The following is a 17,727-nucleotide window of genomic DNA, read 5'->3' on the forward strand; positions in this document are numbered from 1 at the left end:
GACCTATAGTGACATGTCTGCCGGGGTATGGTTTTCGAAACCCCAGTCTTGTCCGAAGTTCTCTAAACATCGCCATGGCGTGCCGATAACGCGAACTGATCGACCAGTACAGTTCCCCCGATAGCCTGGAGCAGCCGAATTATGCAGGCAGTGCTATCAAGGTGTCCAGGATGCTGCGCCGCTTGAGCTCTAGCAACTGCTGGCGGCGCGCTGGCGCCATGTGAATATCGGTCGTGAAGCGGCTTTCATGAAGCCAATCGTCAATTCGCTCGAAAAGCGCCTCGTCCATAGCTACGCCGGCGCCGACCGCGATTCGTTCATAGTCGGCCGCGCACAGATCTTCGTTGCTGAGTGCCCGGTACAGACAGTGCCAATTCAGGCCTCCGGTATCGAACCCGTCGAGCCAATCCCTGCCGAAGTTCAGCCGATCTGTCGGCAATCGACCCAAGTTGAAAAAGGCAAAGCCAGGCCACAGGTACCAGCGCTCATCCGGCGCTTTTCGAACCAATCCCGCGACGGCGGCTCGATCCAGCATGCTGAAAGGGTTTGTCGTTGCCGTTGGGAAAATATCGTGATCCAGAAAACCGACCATGGAAGGCCGGTTCGCGAGAACGATGTTCCTCCAGGCCCAATTCAAGGCGTAGCCGTGTGATTTGCCCCCGTCCTGTTCTCGACGCGTCCAAGGGTTGGCCGGCACTGCCACGAAAGCAACACCGGCCGCCGCACAGATGTCGCGAATGGTGTCCCTTGCGGCCAGATTGGTGGAGTTGTCGGCAACAAGCTGGACGGCCCCGAACACATTTCTAGCGATCAACTTGATCTGCCACTCGATCACCTCGGGGTCGTTGAAGCTGATCGTAATCAGGACTTTCCGCCCACAGATATGAGGAAGGGCCATCGGACGGGCATGCCTTGCCAGCGCGATCCGTTCCCGGACCTGATAGCGAGCATGATGCTTGCGGTCGACCAACGGCCGCAGCCTGAACCATTCGCGGACAGTATATTTCGACAGGGTGCGTGGCATGCTTCGCCTTTATACGTCCGCGACTGGCACGACAACCACAAGCTGTAGCTCAAGCGACTTAGAGGTTCGCCCGGGCGCGCCCAGCATGCCGCCCATGTGAACGGAAGCATGTCGAATCAGGGCTTGGACGTTTACGCGAACTGGAGCGGGTAGCGGGAATCGAACCCGCGCGTTCAGCTTGGGAAGCTGACAGGCTACCATTACATCATACCCGCACAGCAGCCTCGTTACCATGATGGCGCCGCCTCAAGCAATCGGCAAAGCGATTGGGGTCGGCGGCTTCGCCGAAGCCTTCCGTCCGCAGTTGCGGAAGAGCAACCAGCCTCCTCTGAGCCGGGCGTCATTTGGCGCGGACCACGCCTGTCGCTGTCTTGACGAGAGCATGAGCGGCATTGCCCGAACCTTTCGACATGAATACAAAATGTCGGGGTTTCGCTTGCGGCGAGGACGCTGCCTGTCAGGCATCGGTGCTCGCGGCAGCGGCGGTCTGGGGCATCGTTTTGCGGATCATCTACTTCTATTCCGATACTGATCCTTCCGAAAAAGCGATTCATCCGGGCGTCGGCCCGGCTTTTGCGCGGCCGCTCGGCTGGGAAGCCAGGCCGATCAGCGGGCTGGACGGCGCGATTCTGGCCGGGCGTGCCGCATGACACCGATGGAACCCGTCGTAAATGCCCTTTGGGTCGGCGACGCGCTTGGCGAAATCCATGCTGCCTGCCTGCGGTCATTCCTGCTCGCCGGGCACCGGGTGCTTCTTCATTGCTATGACGTCCCGGGCAATGTGCCCAAGGGCGTCGAGATTTTCGACGCCTCGCGATTGATGCCGAGGGAACGCATCATTACCTATCGATCCAACGGCAGTCCTTCATTGTTCTCCAACCTCTACCGGTTGAAAATTCTTGAGGCCGGGATGGGCCTCTATGTCGACTGCGATGTCTATTGCCTGAAGCCGATCCCGCAAGCCGATTACATCTTCGGCTACCAGACCGACATCGAGCTCAACGGCGCCGTGCTGAAACTGCCCGCGGACAGCGACATGCTGCGTGAGGCGCTGAAGATGGTGGACGATCCCTATTTCATCGCCCCGTGGCTCTGCGAGCGCAAGCGCCGACGCTACCGTTGGCGCAAGGCGATAGGCCTGCCGATCGATATCTCGCACTATGGATGGGGTATGCTCGGGCCCTGTGCGATGACCTACTTTGCCGGCAAGACCGGCGTCATCGGTCACGCGTCGAGCATCGACGTCTTCTATCCGGTCCACTACGGCCAGGTATCGCTGTTGCTCGACCCCGGCCTCTCGCTCGCGGACATCGTGACCTCGCGCACGCTCTGCATCCATCTCTTCGACAACTCGCTCAAGGAACGGATCGGCGGCAGCCCCGTCCCCGCCGGTTCTCCGCTCAGGCAATTGCTGGACCTTTCCGGCTTGCCGGCCGGCGCCGGCGGCTGAAGGCGCTCGAGCAATTCCAGGAAGTGTGAGCGGTTGGGCTCGGCGGCTTCGCCGCAGCCTTCCGTCCGGAATTGCGTAGGAACAAAGAGTGCGTTTCGCCGTTTCCGCGGAACCGTGAACGCGCTAGCCCTCTCTCACATGCCGTCAGCTTGATGCGAGGCAGCCGAGTGCGTATCTCTGATCCCGCGCCGCCGAATCGGGCGGCTGGAACCGGAGAATGGCCTTGTCCGCACTGACGCGCTTTCTTGGCGACACGCCCCTCAGGGTGTTCCTGAAGTTGCTCGTGGTCTCTTTCCTCGTCGGCCTCGTCATGCATGCCTTCGGCTGGTCGCCGATGGACGTCTTCTACGGCATCCGCCAGTTCTTCGTCGATCTGTGGAACCTCGGCTTCCACGCCGTAGACCGCTTCCTGGGCTATATCCTGCTTGGCGCGGCGATCGTCGTGCCGGCATTCATCCTGCTTCGGATCGCCAGCTACAGGAAGTAGCGGGGCCGGGATCACGCATATCGCGACGCCACCTCGAACAGGATGGCGTGGCGTGCGGCCAGCGCCGGCACGTCGGTCGAGTAGCCGCCGCCGATGACGCCGCACAACGGCACGCCGCGCTTGCGGAAGTGGCCGATGACCATATCTTCGCGGGCGGCGAGGCCATCGTCGGTCAGCGCCAGCCGGCCGAGCCTGTCCTCGGCATGCACATCCACGCCGGCATTGTAGAAGACGATGTCCAAACGCCTTTGCCCGGAGAGTTGCGGCAGAATGGCGGCGAGCCGCTCGAGATAGGCGCCGTCGCCGGTCCCATCCGGCAGGGCGACGTCGAGGTCGGAGGCGATCTTGCGCAGCGGGTAGTTGCGTTCGCCATGCATGGAAAAGGTGAAGGCGCGCGGCTCGTCCTTCAGGATGTCGGCGGTGCCGTCGCCCTGATGCACGTCGAGGTCAACGACCAGAATGTTTTCGGCGGCGCCTTCCGCCAGCAGCGCCAGCGCGGCGACGGCGATATCGTTGAAAGTGCAGAAGCCGGCGCCTTGCGCGCGCCTGGCATGATGGCTGCCGCCCGCCGCATTGCAGGCAATGCCGTGTTTCAGTGCCAGTCTGGCGGCAAGCACGGTGCCGGCGGTGGCGAGTTGCGCCCTGAGCGACACGCGTGGACCGATGGGAAAGCCGATCTCGCGCTCTATTTTCTCCGGCACCTGGCAGGCGATCACCTGGTCGACATAGTCGGCCGCATGCGCAAGCTTCAGCCGTGCAGCCGGTGCCGGCTCCGGCATCGAAAGCGCGCCGGGCACGGCCAGCCCTCGTATGCGCAAGGTTTCCATCAAAAGCGGATATTTGGTCATCGGAAAGCGATGGTTGACGGCGAAGCCGGCGTCATAGTCGGGGTGATGGACAATCTGCAGCGGCATGGACAGGTCTGCGCCAACCCGGAAATTCGGTTGGCAGTTTGGCGGATGGTGGTTGCGCGAGGTCCGCAAACTGAGGCACATCGGGTCCTCGATCAAGCCGCAATCAACCAGGCACAATTCCTTGAACGCAACCCAGACCAACGCCAGGTCTTTCGTCGTCACCAACCGCTCGGTGCTGGCGATCGCCGTGCCGATGACGCTTGCCTATTTGACGACGCCGCTGCTCGGCATCGTCGACACGGCGGTGGTCGGCCAGTTCGGCGACGCAGCCCTGCTCGGCGGCCTGGCAGCGGGATCGCTGGTCTTCGACGTCGTCTTCACCACCTTCAATTTCCTGCGTTCGGGCACCACCGGCCTCGTCGCCCAGGCCTTCGGGCGCGGCGATGCGCTGGAAGAGCAGGCGGTGCTGTGGCGCGCCGTGCTGATCGCGGTCGTCGCGGGCGTCGTGCTTGCGGCACTTGCTCCGCTCTTTGCCGTCGCCGGCCAATGGTTCATGGGCGCCGAGCCGCGCGTCAGCGCCGCGATGTCGGTCTATATCCGCATCAGGCTGCTCGCCGCGCCCTTCTCGCTGATCAACTACGCCATACTGGGCTACGTGCTGGGGCGCGGCGAAGGCGGGCTCGGCCTGATGCTTCAGGCGGTGCTCAACGGCATCAACATCGCGCTCTGCTTCCTGCTCGGCCTGGAGCTCGGCTGGGGCGTTGCCGGTGTCGCCTGGGCAACGGTTACGGGCGAGTTCCTGGCCATGCTGCTCGGCCTTGCCATCGTGCTCAGCCGCTTCCGCAAGCTGGAGCGGCCGTCGCGCCGGCGCATCCTCGACCTGCCGGCCTACCGGCGGATGCTGTCGCTCAACCGCGACATCATGATCCGCTCCTTCTCGCTGCTTGCCGCCTTCGCGCTGTTCACCAGGCAAGGCGCGCAGTTCGGCACGGTGACGCTTGCCGCCAACGCCGTGCTGATGAATTTCTTCCTGATCGCCGGCTACTTCCTCGATGGCTTCGCCACCGCCGCCGAGCAGTTGGCCGGCCGCGCTATCGGCGCGCATGCGCCGGCTCCTTTCCGGCAGGCCGTACGACTGACACTGATCTGGGGCTTTGGCCTCGCCGGTATCGCCACGCTTGTCCTTCTGACCGCCGGCACCAGTCTGGTGGCGCTGGTGACGACCTCGCCGGAAGTCCGCGCGGTCGCCGACATTTATCTGCCCTGGGCCGCCTTCACGGCGCTGAGCGGCGTGCTTGCCTTCCAGATGGACGGCGTCTTCATCGGCGCCACCTGGTCGCGCGACATGCGCAACATGATGCTCTTGTCGTTCCTCGCCTTCAGCGCCGCGCTCATCGCGCTTGCGCCGGCCTTCGGCAACAGCGGCCTGTGGGCGTCGCTGCATGTCTTTCTGCTGGTGCGGGGAGTGAGCTTGCTTACGGTGCTGAGGCTCAGGGTGCGGACGACGTTCAGCTGATCGGCTTTGCAGCCCAGCGCTCACAAGCGGAATCGCGCAGATCGCGGATCGACCCAACCCGCTCCTTCTCCACAATGCGCGCCATGCCTGCGACGATGCGCCCGGGCAGCGCCGGCCCGGCATAGATCATGCCGGTGTAAAGCTGGACGAGATCCGCGCCGGCACGGATTTTCTCCAGCGCCGTCTCGGTGGAGTCGACGCCGCCGACGCCGATGATCGCTATCTTCGGCCCGAGCAGCTTCCGCATGCGGGCGAGCACCGCGGTCGAACGCTCAAACAGCGGCTTGCCCGAAAGGCCGCCCGTTTCATTGACCGATCCCGAGCTCCGCAATCCGGTCCGCGCCAGGGTCGTGTTGGAGACGATGACGCCGTCGATCTTTTTCTCGGCGATCTCGGCGGCGATGTCTTCCAGCTCCGCTTCGACGAGGTCCGGCGCGATCTTGAGGAAGATGGGCGGCTGGGCCGGAGCCAAGGCGCGCGCGGCCATCACCCGTGACAGCAATTCGCCGAGCTGCTCGCGCGCCTGCATGTTGCGCAGGCCCGGCGTGTTGGGCGAGGAGATGTTGACGGTCAGATAACCCGCATAGGGGGCGAAGCGGGCGACGCCGCGCTCATAGTCGGCGATGCGGTCGGCACTGTCCTTGTTGGCCCCGATGTTGACGCCGACGATACCCGGCCGCCCCTTGCGCGCTGCAAGCCGCTTTTCGGCCGCCGCATGGCCCTCATTGTTGAAGCCCAGCCGGTTGATCACCGCCTCGTCCGCCGTCAGCCGGAAGATGCGCGGCTTCGGATTGCCCGGTTGCGGCAGCGGCGTGATGGTGCCGACCTCGGCGAAGCCGAAGCCAAGCCCAAGCAGCGCGTCCGGCACTTCGGCGTTCTTGTCGTAGCCGGCCGCCATGCCGAGCGGGTTCGGGAAGTCGAGGCCGCAGCGGCTGATCTTGAGCCGCGGATCGCGCGGCGCGCCCGCGCCTACAGGCAGCCCGCAGCGCAGCGCCGCGATCGACATGCCATGCGCGGTTTCCGGATCGAAGGAGAAAAGCAGCTTCTGGCCGATCCGGTCGAGCACCCTCATTCGCCCTCCAGCGACGGGAAGTCGTGACCGCTGGCGCCAAGCGGCAGCGGCTTCACCCAGAGAACGGCGTCGAGCTCGAGCGGAGCATAGAGATGCGGGAACAGGGCGCCGCCGCGCGACACCTCGTATTTCAGTGCGTCGCCCAGCTTGGCCCCGTCGATCGCGATCAGCAGCAGGTCCGTCTGCCCGGCGAAATGCTTGGCCGCCGTCTCGCGAACCTGGCCGGCGGTGGAGAAATGGATGAAGCCGTCGGCGATATCGATCGGCGCGCCGGTGAAGCGCCCGTTCTTTTCGGCTTCGCGCCACAGCGCCTCAGGCGCGATCTTGTAGATAATTTGAGACATTGTCGCGCTATAATCCGAACCGAAGGTGCGGGAAAGGCTTGAAGCTCGACTCTTCCGCATTTCCGGCGCAAACCTGTGATAGCCCGCCTTCACTGGCTCATGGAGGACGATATGCGTCTGCAGCACATCCTGATCCCCGCGGCGCTTTGCTCGCTGGTTGCCGCTTCCGCCTATTCCGAGGAGACCGACCACTACCGTTTGGAGAAGTCGGCCAACGGCTATGTCCGCATGGACACCAGGACCGGCGCCATGTCGATCTGCGAGGAGCGCACCGGCCAGCTTATCTGCAAGATGGCGGCCGACGAGCGCGCTGCCTATCAGGACGAGATCGACCGCTTGGACAATTCGGTCAAGGCGCTCGACGCGCGCGTCGCCAAGCTCGAGAACTCACTGTCGGCCCGGCTGGAATCGCAGCTGCCCAGCGAAGAGGACTTCGACAAGGCGATGGGCTACATGGAGCGGTTCTTCCGGACCTTCAAGGATATCGTCAAGGACATGGACAAAGAGGACGGTGACGGCGGTAAGCTGAACCAGAAGACCTGAACCGGCGAGCAATTCCAGGAAAAGTGCATAGCGGCTTCCGCCCGGAATTGCGCAAAACAGGAGCCAACCGTTGGGGAAAACCCGGCCCGCGGCCTTTGCCGCTTGAAAACGCGCCGCGCCGCCGCATAATCATTCCGGTCCCCGCAAGAAGCAGAAAATGATGATGGGATCGGGGGAGGACTATTTGCCGTCGGGCCACACTTTCGTCATTGCCGACGACCATCCGCTTTTTCGCGGCGCGTTGAAGGAGGCGCTTGCCGGCATCGGCGACGTTGCCGCCATCCATGAAGCCGGCGATTTCGAAAGCGCCAAGGCGCTGGTGCTGGCCAACGAGGATGTCGACATGGTGCTGCTCGACCTATCGATGCCGGGCGCCAGCGGGCTCTCCGGCCTGATCTCGTTGCGCGGCATTCATCCGGCGGTGCCGCTGGTGGTGGTCTCGGCGCATGACGATCCCGTCACCATCCGCCGCGCGCTCGACCTGGGCGCCTCCGGCTTCATCTCCAAATCGGCCAGCATGGAGGAAATCCGCGCCGCCGTGCGGGCGGTGCTTGCCGGCGATATCGCGGCGCCCGCCGGCATCGAGCTCGGCATCGAGCGCGACCCGGAAATCTCCGATCTCATCAAGCGCCTGCAGGCCCTGACGCCGCAGCAGACGCGCGTGCTCGGCATGCTGGCGGAGGGCCTGCTCAACAAGCAGATCGCCTATGAGCTCGGCGTCTCCGAAGCCACCATCAAGGCGCATGTCTCGGCGATCCTCCAGAAGCTCGGCGTCGACAGCCGCACCCAGGCGGTCATCCAGCTGTCGAAGATCGGCGGCGACCCGCTGCAGCCGGTCGGCTGATCACTCCGCTGCCGGCGCCAGCGGCCTGACGCGCGCCATCATCGAGCGGAGCACCGCCGGCTTGAGCGGTTTGTTGATCACGGGAATGTCCAGCCGGCCGGCGGCAGCGCGCAACTCGTTGGAGCGGTCGGCGGTGACCAGCACGCAGGCAAGGGCCTCGCCGTAGGCGGCGCGCAGCGCGGCGATGGCGTCGAGCCCGGTGCCGCCGTCGAGATGATAGTCTGCCAGCACGAGGTCCGGCTTCGGCGTGCCGGGCTTCAGGAGATCGCCCGATCCCGAAGCCGTCTCGACATGACAGCCCCAGCCTTCAAGCAGCAGCCGCATGCCGTCGAGGATACGCGCGTCGTTGTCGATGCAAAGCACATTGAGCCCGGCAAGCGTCGAGGCCGAGCGGGCCGGAGCCTTGCCGGCCTCGCGCGGCGGCGCCGCGACCGCCGCGATCGGCAGGATGACGGAAAAGCGCGTGCCCTTGCCGGGATTGGAGTAGATACGGATCTCTAGCCTCAGCACCCTGGCGATGCGGTCGACGATCGAAAGGCCAAGCCCGAGCCCCTCGGCCTCGCGCGCGCCTTCGTCGAGGCGGGTGAATTCGTGGAAGACGGTGTTGAGCTTGTCGCCGGCAATGCCGATGCCGGTGTCGATCACCTGGATCTCCGCCAGCTCGCCGCGCCGCCGCACGCCGACCAGGATACGGCCCTCGCGCGTGTATTTGATGGCGTTCGACACCAGGTTCTGGATCAGCCGGCGCAAAAGGTTGCGGTCGGTCATGACGCCAAGCGAGGATGGGATGATCGTGAGCTCGAGCTTCTTTTCGGCGGCCAGCGGGCGGAAATCATTGCCGATCTGGCCAAGCAGTCCGCCGAGGCTGAAAGCAGTGTTCTCGGGCTTCATGGCGCCGGCGTCGAGCCGTGAGATGTCGAGCACCGCGCCGAGGATGGTCTCGACCGATTCCAGCGAGGACTCGATATTCATCGCGGCCTTGCCGGCTGGTCCCTTGCCCGCCTTCTCGATCAGCGACGCGCAATAGAGCCGGGCGGCGTTCAGCGGCTGCAGGATGTCGTGGCCGGCGGCGGCGAGGAAGCGCGTCTTGCCGAGATTGGCTTCCTCGGCCAGCATCTGCGCCTGCGCGAGCTCCTCGTTGACGCGGGTGAGTTCGATGGTGCGGGTCTTGACCCGCTGCTCCAGCGATTCATTGGCCCGCTTCAGCGCCAAATCCTGCTCGACGCGGCCGGAAATGTCGGCATAGGTGGCGACGATGCCGCCGTCGGGCATCGGGTTGGAGCGCAGCTCCAGGATGCGGCCGCTGGTCTTCAGCTCCATCTGCCACGGGCCGGCGAAACTGGTCAGCCGGTTGAGCATCGTCACGTGCTGATCGGCGGGGATGTCGCCGCGCTCGGCGAGGTGATGAAGGATCCGGTCGAGCGAGACGCCGACCTGGCCCATCTCGTCCGGCAGGTCGAACAGCAGCCGGTACTGCCTGTTCCAGCAGATCAGCCGGAAATCGCGATCGAAGACGGTGATGCCTTGCTCCATCTGGTCGAGCGCGATCTGCAGCAGGTCGCGATTATGCTGCAGCGCCTCGGTGGCGTCGTCCAGCAGCTTGAAGGCATCCCTGGAATCGCGGTCGTTGCGGCGGAAGAGCAGCGACAGGATCAGCCGCGCCGACGATGAGCCGACGGCGCTCGCCAGCAGCTGCTCCGAGAAGCGGATGACATCCATGCTGGCCTGTTCGGTGCCGAGCAGAGAGACTTTCGCGTCCCTTTCGAAGGATTGGAACGAACGCTCCGTGCGCTCGACGCCGAGATAGCGCGAAATCGTGTCTTTCAGGTCGTTGACGGTGACGGCGGTGCGGAAGCGGCGCAGGCTGGGCATCGGGCCGGCCTCTCGCGGCACGAAGATCGCCGCCTGGATGCGCTCCAGCGGCACCGATGCGCGGGAGAGGGAGCCGAGGACGAAAAACAGCGCGTTGACCGAGAGACTCCACAGTACGCCATGGTTCAGCGGCTCGCCGACCGTGCCGAACAGCGCCTGCGGCCGCAGCGCCTCGAAGCCGAACAGGCCATGGACGACCATGTCGGCAGAGGGACCGACGAGTGAAGGGAGGAGCAGCGTGTAGCCCCAGACGGCGATGCCGGCGACCATGCCGAGCGCGGCGCCCCGGCCATTGGCGCGGCGCCAGATCAGCCCGCCGATCAGCGCCGGCGCGAATTGCGCGATTGCGGCAAACGACATCAGGCCGATCGAGGACAGCCGGGCGCTATTGGTGCTCTCGCGGTAGTAGAGGAAGGCGATGAACAGCAGAATGAAGATCGAGGCGCGGCGCACATTGAGGATCAGCGTCGACCAGTCCTCGTTCTCCGAGGAGCTGGTCTTGAGCACGCGCCGGACGAACAGCGGGATGACGAGATCGTTGGAGATCATGATCGAGAGCGCGACGCTCTCGACGATCACCATGGCGGTCGCCGCCGACAGGCCGCCGATGAAGGCGGCCATCGCCAGCAGGTCATGCCCGCTGAGCAGCGGCAGCGACAAAACATAGAGGTCGCTGCTTGTCTTGCCGCCGACCAGCGACAGGCCGGCAAAGGCGATCGGCAGCACGAAAATGTTGATCGCCACGAGGTAGAGCGGGAACACCCAGGTCGCCGTGCGCAGCTCCGCCTCGCTGCGGTTCTCGACGATGGTGACGTAGAACTGCCGCGGCAGCATCAGGATGGCAAAGCCGCTCAAGCCGGTCAGCACCAGCCAGGTGGCTAGAGAGGTGTTATAGCCCATGGCCCTGCGCACCTGGTCGTTGCCCGAGAGCGTCGTCATCATGTCGCCCGGGCCGCCGAAGATGAGAAAAGTCACCATCAGGCCGATGGCGAGGAAGGCGGCGAGCTTGACCACTGTCTCGACCGCCACTGCCAGCACCAGTCCGTCCTGGTGTTCCGTGGCGTCGGCATGACGTGTGCCGAACAGCACCGCGAAAAGCGCCAAAAGCATCGCCACCACCAGCGAGATATCACTGACGAAGGGATCGAAAGAGGGCGGCGAGCCGGTATAGTGCTCGACCATCAGGCTGACGGAGCCCGAGATCGCCTTGAGCTGCAGCGCGATATAGGGCACCGCGCCGACGGTGGCGATCAGCGTCGCGATCGCCGCGACGGTGAAGCTCTTGCCGTAGCGGGCGCCAAGGAAGTCGGCGATCGAGGTGATCTTCTCGCTTTTTGCCAGCCGGACCATGCGGTTGAGCAGCGGGAAGCCGAACACGAAGACCAGCACCGGGCCGGTATAGATGCCGAGGAATTCGAGGCCGCGCTCGGAGGACAGGCCGACCGAGCCGAAGAAGGTCCACGAGGTGCAGTAGATGGCGAGGCTGAGCGCATAGATGAAGGGCCGGGCCCGGCCGAGCCCGGCTGCCACTGAACGCCGGTCGCCGACGCTGGCGATGGCGAAAAGCAGCGTCACATAGGCGATCGCGATGATGACGACGAACCAGCCTTGCACGGTCCGCACTTCCTCCCTGATGGCTTTTCTCTTCCAGCCATCACGACGCAATCACAGCTTGGGGTCCAAGTCCATCGCGGCTTTTGGCGCATATTTCTTGATGACGCTGCCTGAACAGAAACCGGTGCTTTCGCCTTTTTTCCGGTTTTGCAACCGGAGGGTTTTGTTATTCTGAGCGTGGGCCGGCGCCCGAAGGATACTGGTGAGGCGGCAGCGCGGCCCGGCAAGGAGGGACGAATGCTGAAAGAATTCCAGGAATTCATCTCCAAAGGCAACGTGATGGACTTGGCCGTCGGCGTCATCATCGGCGCCGCCTTCGGCAAGATCGTCGATTCGCTCGTCAACGACATCATCATGCCGATCGTCGGCGCGATCTTCGGCGGGCTCGACTTCAACAATTACTTCTTCGGGCTGTCCTCGAACGTCCATTCGGCCACGCTGGCCGATGCCAAGAAAGAGGGCGCGGTCTTTGCCTATGGCTCCTTCATCACCGTCGTGCTGAACTTCCTGATCCTGGCCTTCATCATCTTCCTGATGGTCAAGGCGGTGAACAATCTGCGCAGGCGGCTGGAGCGCGAGAAGCCGGCTCCTGCCGCAGCCCCGCCGCCCGCCGACGTGCAGCTTCTGACCGAGATCCGCGATCTGCTCGCCAAGCGATAACGCAGAGCCGGCGCTCTGGACCAAAACCCCGGCCGCCTGCGGCCGGGGTTTTCCGTTTGGCGATCTGGTAAAAGCGCTCACGACGCGAATACGGATCTTGCCAATGACCCTTATCGAGACCTTGCGCGCGGAAGCCCGCGCCGCACCCGAAAGCGGCATCGTCGCCGTCATCAATCATGGCCGCCTGCGCGAAGGCCTGATCCCGCTCTGGGCCGGCGAGGGCGATCTGCCGACGCCTTCCTTCATCAGCGATGCCGCCGCCAAAGGACTGGCCGACGGCGAGACTTTCTACACCTGGCAGAAGGGCATTCCCGCGCTCAGGCAGGCGCTCGCCCGCTACTACGCCAGGCATTTCGGCAAGAGCTTCGCCGAGGAGGAGTTCATCGTCACCGGATCCGGCATGCATGCCATCCAGCTGGCCATCGACGCGATCGCCGGTAGCGGCGACGAGGTCATTTATCTGTCGCCCGCCTGGCCGAATTTCGCCGCGGCCGCCGGCGTGGCAGGCGCCGTGCCGGTGCCGGTCACCCTCGACCAGTCCGGCAATGGCTGGTCCTGCGACGTCGACAAGATCGCCTCCGCGATCACGCCGCGCACGAAGCTGTTGTTCATCAACACGCCGTCCAACCCGACGGGCTGGACCGCCGACAAGGAGACGCTGCAGGCGATTCTCGATCTCGCCCGCCAAAAGGGCCTGTGGATCATCGCCGACGAGATCTATGCGCTGTTCCACTACGGCCATGGCCGCGCCCCGTCCTTCCTCGACGTCGCCACGCCCGAGGACCGCATCCTTTTCGTCAACAGCTTTTCCAAGAATTGGGCGATGACCGGCTGGCGCGTCGGCTGGATCAAGACCCATCCGACGTTGCAGCAGGTGTTCGAGAATCTGATCCAGTACTCGACCTCGGGCGTGGCCCAGTTCATGCAGCGCGGCGCGGTCGCCGCCCTCGACGATGGCGACGGCTTCATCGCCGAACAGGTGGAGCGCGCGCATGCCGCCCGCGACCTCGTCTGCGGCGTCCTCGGCGAAACCGGCAAGGCGCGGTTCACCGTGCCGCAGGGCGCCTTCTACCTGTTCTTCAGGGTCGACGGCCTCACCGATGCTCGAAAGGCCGCCTTCGACATCGTCGACAATGCCAATGTCGGCCTGGCGCCCGGCACCGCCTTTGGTCCCGGCGGCGAAGCCTTCCTCAGGCTATGCTTCCACCGCCGCCTCGATCAGCTCGAGGAAGCCGCGCATCGTCTGGCGAAATGGATGAAGACGGTGTGAACTGAACTGAAGCCGGATTGAAACTCGCTCCGGTGAGTCAGCCGGTGCGGATTCGAGACCCCGAGCGCAGCGGACACCCAGGGTCCGTGAGCACCGGAAGCGCAGAAAGCCGCGTCGGATGGCCGCCGGAGTAGAGTTTCAAACGGCTTCAGCCGCCTGACTTCGGCACCAGGAGCGGAATGATTCGGTCGGTCTTGGCGACGGCGGGACGGCCGGATGCAGCATAGGGAATGCCCAGCGCATCCCAGGTCTCGACCAGCGCGTCCTGCAATTCGGCGATCAGCGCGTCCGAATGGAACGGCGTCGGCGTGATGCGCAGCCGCTCGGTGCCGCGTGGCACGGTCGGATAGTTGATCGGCTGGATGTAGATGCCGTGCACGCCAAGCAGCCGGTCGCTGGCCATCTTGCAAAGCTCGGGATCGCCGACCAGCACCGGCACGATATGGGTAGGCGATTCCATCACGGGCAGGCCCGCCGCGGAAAGCACCTGCTTGGTGCGCGCCGCCTGGCGCTGCTGGGCGTCGCGCTCGGCCTGCGAGCGCTTCAGATGCCTAATCGAGGTGGTGGCGGCGGCCGCGATCGCCGGCGGCAGCGCGGTGGTGAAGATGAAGCCCGGCGCGTAGGAGCGCACGGCGTCGATGACAGCGCTGGTGCCGGTGATGTAGCCGCCCAGCGTGCCGAAGGCCTTGGCCAGGGTGCCCTCGATGACGTCGATGCGGTCGGCCAGGCCTTCGCGCTCGGTGATGCCGCCGCCGCGCGGGCCGTACATGCCCACCGCATGGACCTCGTCGATATAGGTCATGGCGTTGTAGCGTTCGGCGAGCTCGACGATCTGCTTGATCGGCGCGATGTCACCGTCCATCGAATAGACGCTCTCGAAGACGATCAGCTTGGCGCGCTCGCGCCCGGCGGCCTGCAGCAGGCTTTCCAGATGCGCGACGTCGTTGTGGCGGAAGATTTTCTTCTCGGCGCCCGAGCGCCGCACGCCTTCGATCATCGAGGCATGGTTCAGCTCGTCCGAGATGATCAGGCAGTTGGGCAGAAGCCGGGCAATGGTCGAGATCGAGGCCTCGTTGGAGACGAAGCCGGAGGTGAACACCAGCGCCGCTTCCTTGTCATGCAGGTCGGCGAGTTCATGCTCGAGTTCGACCAGTGGATTGGACGTGCCGGAGATGTTGCGGGTGCCGCCGGCGCCCGAGCCCATCTTGCCGGCCGCTGTCTGGAAGGCGGCGATCACATCCGCGTTCTGGCCCATGCCGAGATAGTCGTTGGAGCACCATACGGTGATTTCCTGGGCGCGGCCGTTGGAACGCCAGATGGCGCGCGGGAACTTGCCCACCATGCGCTCGAGGTCGGCGAAGACGCGGTAGCGACGCTCGGCGTGGAGCTGGTCGATCGCATCTTCGAAGAACCGCTGGTAATTCATGTCGACTTCCCAAATTTGCGGCGGATCATAGTCACTGCCCCATGCCGCGTCCACCGCGCCCCACCGGTCAAAATGCCACGCCCTTGCCCTGTTCCTAACGACGCCGGATCGTGGCCTATTCCCGGCTGTTTGAAGCAGTTTTGTTTCAGTACGATGCCTCGGACGGGAGGAACTGTTACGGACTTAACATTATAGGGCGGCCAATGCATATCGCCCAAAAGTGCAGCGGTTTTGGGGAACGACATACGCTTTAGCGGGCTTGCGGCGGGGTTTCCAGCACGGTGGCTGTTGAGACAGTTTCCGATAAATCTTGATCAGCGAGGTGGATGATGACGGTTTTGGTGACGGGCGGTGCCGGCTATATCGGCAGCCATATGGTCTGGGAACTGCTGGACGCCGGCGAGAGCGTCGTGGTGCTCGACCGGCTCTCCACCGGTTTCGAATGGGCGGTGGCCCCGGAAGCAAAGCTCGTCGTTGGCGATGTCGCCGACCGCGACCTGGTCGGCCGCATCATCCGCGAGAACAAGGTCGATGCCATCATTCACTTCGCCGGCTCGATCGTGGTGCCGGAATCGGTCGCCGATCCGCTCGGCTATTACGAGAACAACACCTGCAAGACCCGCACGCTGATCGAAACCGCGGTGCGCGAAGCCGTGCCGCACTTCATCTTCTCCTCGACCGCCGCCGTCTATGGCGGCGCCGGGCTGGAGCCGGTGCGCGAGGATGCCCGCCTTGCGCCGGAATCGCCTTACGGCCTCTCCAAGCTGATGAGCGAATGGATGCTGCGCGATGCGGCACTGGCGCATGATATCCGCTACACGGCGCTGCGCTATTTCAACGTCGCCGGCGCCGATCCTAAGGGCCGCGCCGGACAGTCGACGCCCGGCGCCACGCATCTGATCAAGGTCGCCTGCGAAACGGCGCTCGGCAAGCGACCCTTCATGCAGGTCTTCGGCACCGACTATCCGACGCCGGACGGCACCTGCATGCGCGACTACATCCATGTCAGCGATCTCGCCGCCGCGCACCGGCTGGCGCTGCAGCGGCTGCGCGAGGGGGGCGCCAGCCTCGTCGCCAATTGCGGCTACAGCCACGGCTATTCCGTGCTCGAGGTGATCGACAGCGTGCGCCGCGCCTTCGGGCATGATTTCGATGTGCGCATGGGGGACCGGCGGCCGGGCGACGCCGCCGCCGTGGTCGCCAATTCCGACCTTGCCCGCAAGGAGCTCGGCTGGGCCCCGCAACGGGACAATCTCGACCAGATCGTCAACGACGCGCTGGCCTGGGAGCGCATTCTGACGACCAAGAACTCGGCGCGAAACTGAGCGATTCGGTTGGTTTCGGAGACTTCACCGTAGCTCCTCCGGAATTGCGTGATGAGACCGAGCTGTTGGTCCAAGGGCTCGTCCGGCGCGCCGGGACGCGCTATGGGATCGTTGAGGGTGTTATCTAAGCACGGCGCCCTGTTCGATCCTGAGGGGATGGCATGAAGGTCCTGGTTCTTGGCGCCGGCGTGGTTGGCACGGCGGCCGCTTATTATCTGGCTAGGGACGGTCACGAGGTGACGGTGATCGAGCGCCATGAAGCGCCGGCGCGCGGCACCAGCCAGTCGAATGCCGGCCTGGTCTCGCCGGGCGACGCCACCGCCTGGGCCTCGCCGGCAGCACTGAAGACCTTCCTGCGCGGGCTGTGGAACCATGATCTCGGCATCAAGGTCAGGCTGCGCCTCGATCCTTATTTCTTCTATGCCTGGAGCCTACGCTTTCTGCGCGAATGCACCGTGACGCGGCTGCGCGCCAACACCAACATCAAGCTCAGGCTCGCGCTCCATTCCCGCGAGTGCATCAATCAACTGTCGGAGGAGACCGGCATCCATTACGACGAGCGCAAGAAGGGCATTCTCTATTTCTTCCGGTCGCAAAAGAGCCTCGACACCGGCACGGACAATTATCGCTATCTCGGCGAGCACGGCCTGCCGATCGAGATCGTCGGCCGCGAGCGTCTGGTCGAGCTGGAGCCAGGCCTTGCCGGCGTGAAGGAAAAGATTGCCGGCGGCATCTATTCGCCGATCGATCAGACCGGTGATTCCAAGCAGTTCACCGACAGGCTCGCCGCCTATGCGGCCGAGAAGCTCGGCGTCAAATTCCTGTTCGGCACGACGATCCAGGGGCTCGACATTGAGGGCGACCGGGTGCGCGCCGTCATGACCTCGGCCGGCCCAGTCGCCGGCGATGCCGTTGTCATCTCCATGGGACCGGAAAGCGGTCTGCTCGGCCGCCGCTATGGCGTCGACCTGCCGGTCTATCCGGTGAAGGGCTATACAGCGACGATTCCCCTGGAGGACGAAAGCAAGGGGCCGACCATGGGCGGCGCCGACGAGGACCGGCTGATCGGCTATTCGAGACTATGCAATCGCCTGCGCATGTCCTCGACGGCCGAATTCACCGGCTTCGACCGCAGCTTCAAGCCGGGTGATTTCAGGACCATCCTGGAAACCGGCAAGGATCTTTTCCCGGGCGCCTTCGACGAGAAGAAGGCCGTGCTCTGGGCCGGCCTCCGGCCGATGATGCCGAATTCGGTTCCGGTGATTGGCCAGGCGAAATACCGCAACCTCTATCTCGACACCGGTCATGGCCATGTCGGCTGGACCATGGCCTGCGGCTCGGGGCAGTTCCTGGCGGATGTCGTTGCCGGCCGCAAGCCGCAGATCGATCCGCAGGGGCTGCTTTACGGGACGGCGTGCTGAGCCGG

General features: G+C 64.4%; 16 protein-coding genes and 1 tRNA gene. 10 read left to right on the plus strand and 7 right to left on the minus strand.

Going from position 1 to position 17,727, the window contains the following annotated elements; all coding sequences use genetic code 11:
- Positions 1-139 precede the first annotated feature (139 nt).
- Both ACVMIM_RS08110 and ACVMIM_RS08115 read right to left on the minus strand, forming a co-directional pair.
- Positions 140-1,024: a hypothetical protein gene (locus ACVMIM_RS08110; protein WP_476111506.1), complete on the minus strand. Its 885-nt coding sequence runs from the start codon at positions 1,022-1,024 to the stop codon at positions 140-142.
- Between the two features lie 141 nt (positions 1,025-1,165).
- Positions 1,166-1,239 (minus strand) — tRNA-Gly (locus ACVMIM_RS08115).
- A gap of 177 nt (positions 1,240-1,416) precedes the next feature.
- On the opposite strand from ACVMIM_RS08115, the gene ACVMIM_RS08120 reads away from it, so the two are divergent.
- The 3 genes from ACVMIM_RS08120 (at position 1,417) to ACVMIM_RS08130 (ending at position 2,961) form a co-directional block, all read left to right on the plus strand.
- Positions 1,417-1,674, plus strand: a complete 258-nt coding sequence (locus ACVMIM_RS08120) for a hypothetical protein (RefSeq protein WP_476111507.1) — start codon at positions 1,417-1,419, stop codon at positions 1,672-1,674.
- 5 nt (positions 1,675-1,679) lie between these two features.
- Positions 1,680-2,474 (plus strand): hypothetical protein, encoded by a 795-nt coding sequence (locus ACVMIM_RS08125; RefSeq protein ID WP_476111508.1) that lies wholly within the window; start codon positions 1,680-1,682, stop codon positions 2,472-2,474.
- Between the two features lie 217 nt (positions 2,475-2,691).
- Positions 2,692-2,961, plus strand: coding sequence for a DUF6460 domain-containing protein (locus tag ACVMIM_RS08130; protein WP_476111509.1), 270 nt, complete (start codon positions 2,692-2,694; stop codon positions 2,959-2,961).
- 11 nt (positions 2,962-2,972) lie between these two features.
- Here the strand turns inward: ACVMIM_RS08130 and ACVMIM_RS08135 are convergent, their stop codons facing one another.
- Entirely contained in the window at positions 2,973-3,875 is a 903-nt protein-coding gene (locus ACVMIM_RS08135) for a histone deacetylase family protein (RefSeq protein WP_476111510.1), read from the minus strand.
- 121 nt (positions 3,876-3,996) lie between these two features.
- Between ACVMIM_RS08135 and ACVMIM_RS08140 the strand changes: the two genes are divergently transcribed.
- On the plus strand, positions 3,997-5,331 hold the full coding sequence (locus ACVMIM_RS08140) for an MATE family efflux transporter (protein ID WP_476111511.1): 1,335 nt from the start codon (positions 3,997-3,999) through the stop codon (positions 5,329-5,331).
- Here ACVMIM_RS08140 and ACVMIM_RS08145 read toward each other — a convergent pair.
- Together ACVMIM_RS08145 and ACVMIM_RS08150 are read right to left on the minus strand one after the other, a co-directional pair.
- Complete coding sequence (locus ACVMIM_RS08145) at positions 5,324-6,403, minus strand: quinone-dependent dihydroorotate dehydrogenase (protein ID WP_476111512.1); 1,080 nt, start codon at positions 6,401-6,403, stop codon at positions 5,324-5,326. The genes ACVMIM_RS08140 and ACVMIM_RS08145 overlap by 8 nt on opposite strands.
- Positions 6,400-6,747: a DUF952 domain-containing protein gene (locus tag ACVMIM_RS08150; RefSeq protein ID WP_040994151.1), complete on the minus strand. Its 348-nt coding sequence runs from the start codon at positions 6,745-6,747 to the stop codon at positions 6,400-6,402. The genes ACVMIM_RS08145 and ACVMIM_RS08150 overlap by 4 nt, the downstream gene beginning before the upstream one ends.
- A 111-nt stretch (positions 6,748-6,858) precedes the next feature.
- Here ACVMIM_RS08150 and ACVMIM_RS08155 point away from each other — a divergent pair, with 111 nt between their 5' ends.
- Together ACVMIM_RS08155 and ACVMIM_RS08160 are read left to right on the plus strand one after the other, a co-directional pair.
- Positions 6,859-7,290 carry a hypothetical protein gene (locus tag ACVMIM_RS08155; protein WP_040994524.1) on the plus strand — a complete coding sequence of 144 codons (432 nt, stop codon included), beginning with the start codon at positions 6,859-6,861 and terminating at the stop codon, positions 7,288-7,290.
- 184 nt (positions 7,291-7,474) lie between these two features.
- Entirely contained in the window at positions 7,475-8,134 is a 660-nt protein-coding gene (locus ACVMIM_RS08160) for a response regulator transcription factor (RefSeq protein WP_278047787.1), read from the plus strand.
- Here the strand turns inward: ACVMIM_RS08160 and ACVMIM_RS08165 are convergent, their stop codons facing one another.
- The gene (locus ACVMIM_RS08165) at positions 8,135-11,620 is read right to left on the minus strand and encodes a PAS domain-containing hybrid sensor histidine kinase/response regulator (RefSeq protein WP_476111513.1); all 3,486 of its coding nucleotides are present in this window, start codon (positions 11,618-11,620) and stop codon (positions 8,135-8,137) included.
- Between the two features lie 237 nt (positions 11,621-11,857).
- Here ACVMIM_RS08165 and mscL point away from each other — a divergent pair, with 237 nt between their 5' ends.
- The gene (gene mscL, locus ACVMIM_RS08170) at positions 11,858-12,280 is read left to right on the plus strand and encodes a large conductance mechanosensitive channel protein MscL (protein WP_040994155.1); all 423 of its coding nucleotides are present in this window, start codon (positions 11,858-11,860) and stop codon (positions 12,278-12,280) included.
- A 103-nt stretch (positions 12,281-12,383) separates the two neighbouring features.
- The gene (locus ACVMIM_RS08175) at positions 12,384-13,550 is read left to right on the plus strand and encodes a pyridoxal phosphate-dependent aminotransferase (RefSeq protein WP_476111514.1); all 1,167 of its coding nucleotides are present in this window, start codon (positions 12,384-12,386) and stop codon (positions 13,548-13,550) included.
- Positions 13,551-13,698: 148 nt separating this feature from the next.
- Here the strand turns inward: ACVMIM_RS08175 and hemA are convergent, their stop codons facing one another.
- On the minus strand, positions 13,699-14,976 hold the full coding sequence (gene hemA, locus ACVMIM_RS08180; RefSeq protein ID WP_476111515.1) for a 5-aminolevulinate synthase: 1,278 nt from the start codon (positions 14,974-14,976) through the stop codon (positions 13,699-13,701).
- Positions 14,977-15,305: 329 nt separating this feature from the next.
- Between hemA and galE the strand changes: the two genes are divergently transcribed.
- Both galE and ACVMIM_RS08190 read left to right on the plus strand, forming a co-directional pair.
- The gene (gene galE / locus ACVMIM_RS08185) at positions 15,306-16,301 is read left to right on the plus strand and encodes a UDP-glucose 4-epimerase GalE (RefSeq protein WP_476111516.1); all 996 of its coding nucleotides are present in this window, start codon (positions 15,306-15,308) and stop codon (positions 16,299-16,301) included.
- Between the two features lie 161 nt (positions 16,302-16,462).
- A complete protein-coding gene (locus tag ACVMIM_RS08190; protein WP_476111517.1) occupies positions 16,463-17,722 on the plus strand; it encodes a D-amino acid dehydrogenase in 1,260 nt (419 codons plus the stop codon).
- Positions 17,723-17,727 lie beyond the last annotated feature (5 nt).

This window comes from Mesorhizobium sp. USDA 4413 (assembly GCF_056280365.1).

What these genes read in the sequence shown, in the direction of transcription:
- ACVMIM_RS08110 (WP_476111506.1), bottom strand. Translation starts at nt 1,024, where the DNA reads ATGCCACGCACCCTGTCGAAATATACTGTCCGCGAATGGTTCAGGCTG.
- ACVMIM_RS08125 (WP_476111508.1), top strand. Translation starts at nt 1,680, where the DNA reads ATGGAACCCGTCGTAAATGCCCTTTGGGTCGGCGACGCGCTTGGCGAA.
- ACVMIM_RS08130 (WP_476111509.1), top strand. Translation starts at nt 2,692, where the DNA reads ATGGCCTTGTCCGCACTGACGCGCTTTCTTGGCGACACGCCCCTCAGG.
- ACVMIM_RS08135 (WP_476111510.1), bottom strand. Translation starts at nt 3,875, where the DNA reads ATGCCGCTGCAGATTGTCCATCACCCCGACTATGACGCCGGCTTCGCC.
- ACVMIM_RS08145 (WP_476111512.1), bottom strand. Translation starts at nt 6,403, where the DNA reads ATGAGGGTGCTCGACCGGATCGGCCAGAAGCTGCTTTTCTCCTTCGAT.
- ACVMIM_RS08150 (WP_040994151.1), bottom strand. Translation starts at nt 6,747, where the DNA reads ATGTCTCAAATTATCTACAAGATCGCGCCTGAGGCGCTGTGGCGCGAA.
- ACVMIM_RS08155 (WP_040994524.1), top strand. Translation starts at nt 6,859, where the DNA reads ATGCGTCTGCAGCACATCCTGATCCCCGCGGCGCTTTGCTCGCTGGTT.
- mscL (WP_040994155.1), top strand. Translation starts at nt 11,858, where the DNA reads ATGCTGAAAGAATTCCAGGAATTCATCTCCAAAGGCAACGTGATGGAC.
- ACVMIM_RS08175 (WP_476111514.1), top strand. Translation starts at nt 12,384, where the DNA reads ATGACCCTTATCGAGACCTTGCGCGCGGAAGCCCGCGCCGCACCCGAA.
- hemA (WP_476111515.1), bottom strand. Translation starts at nt 14,976, where the DNA reads ATGAATTACCAGCGGTTCTTCGAAGATGCGATCGACCAGCTCCACGCC.
- galE (WP_476111516.1), top strand. Translation starts at nt 15,306, where the DNA reads ATGACGGTTTTGGTGACGGGCGGTGCCGGCTATATCGGCAGCCATATG.
- ACVMIM_RS08190 (WP_476111517.1), top strand. Translation starts at nt 16,463, where the DNA reads ATGAAGGTCCTGGTTCTTGGCGCCGGCGTGGTTGGCACGGCGGCCGCT.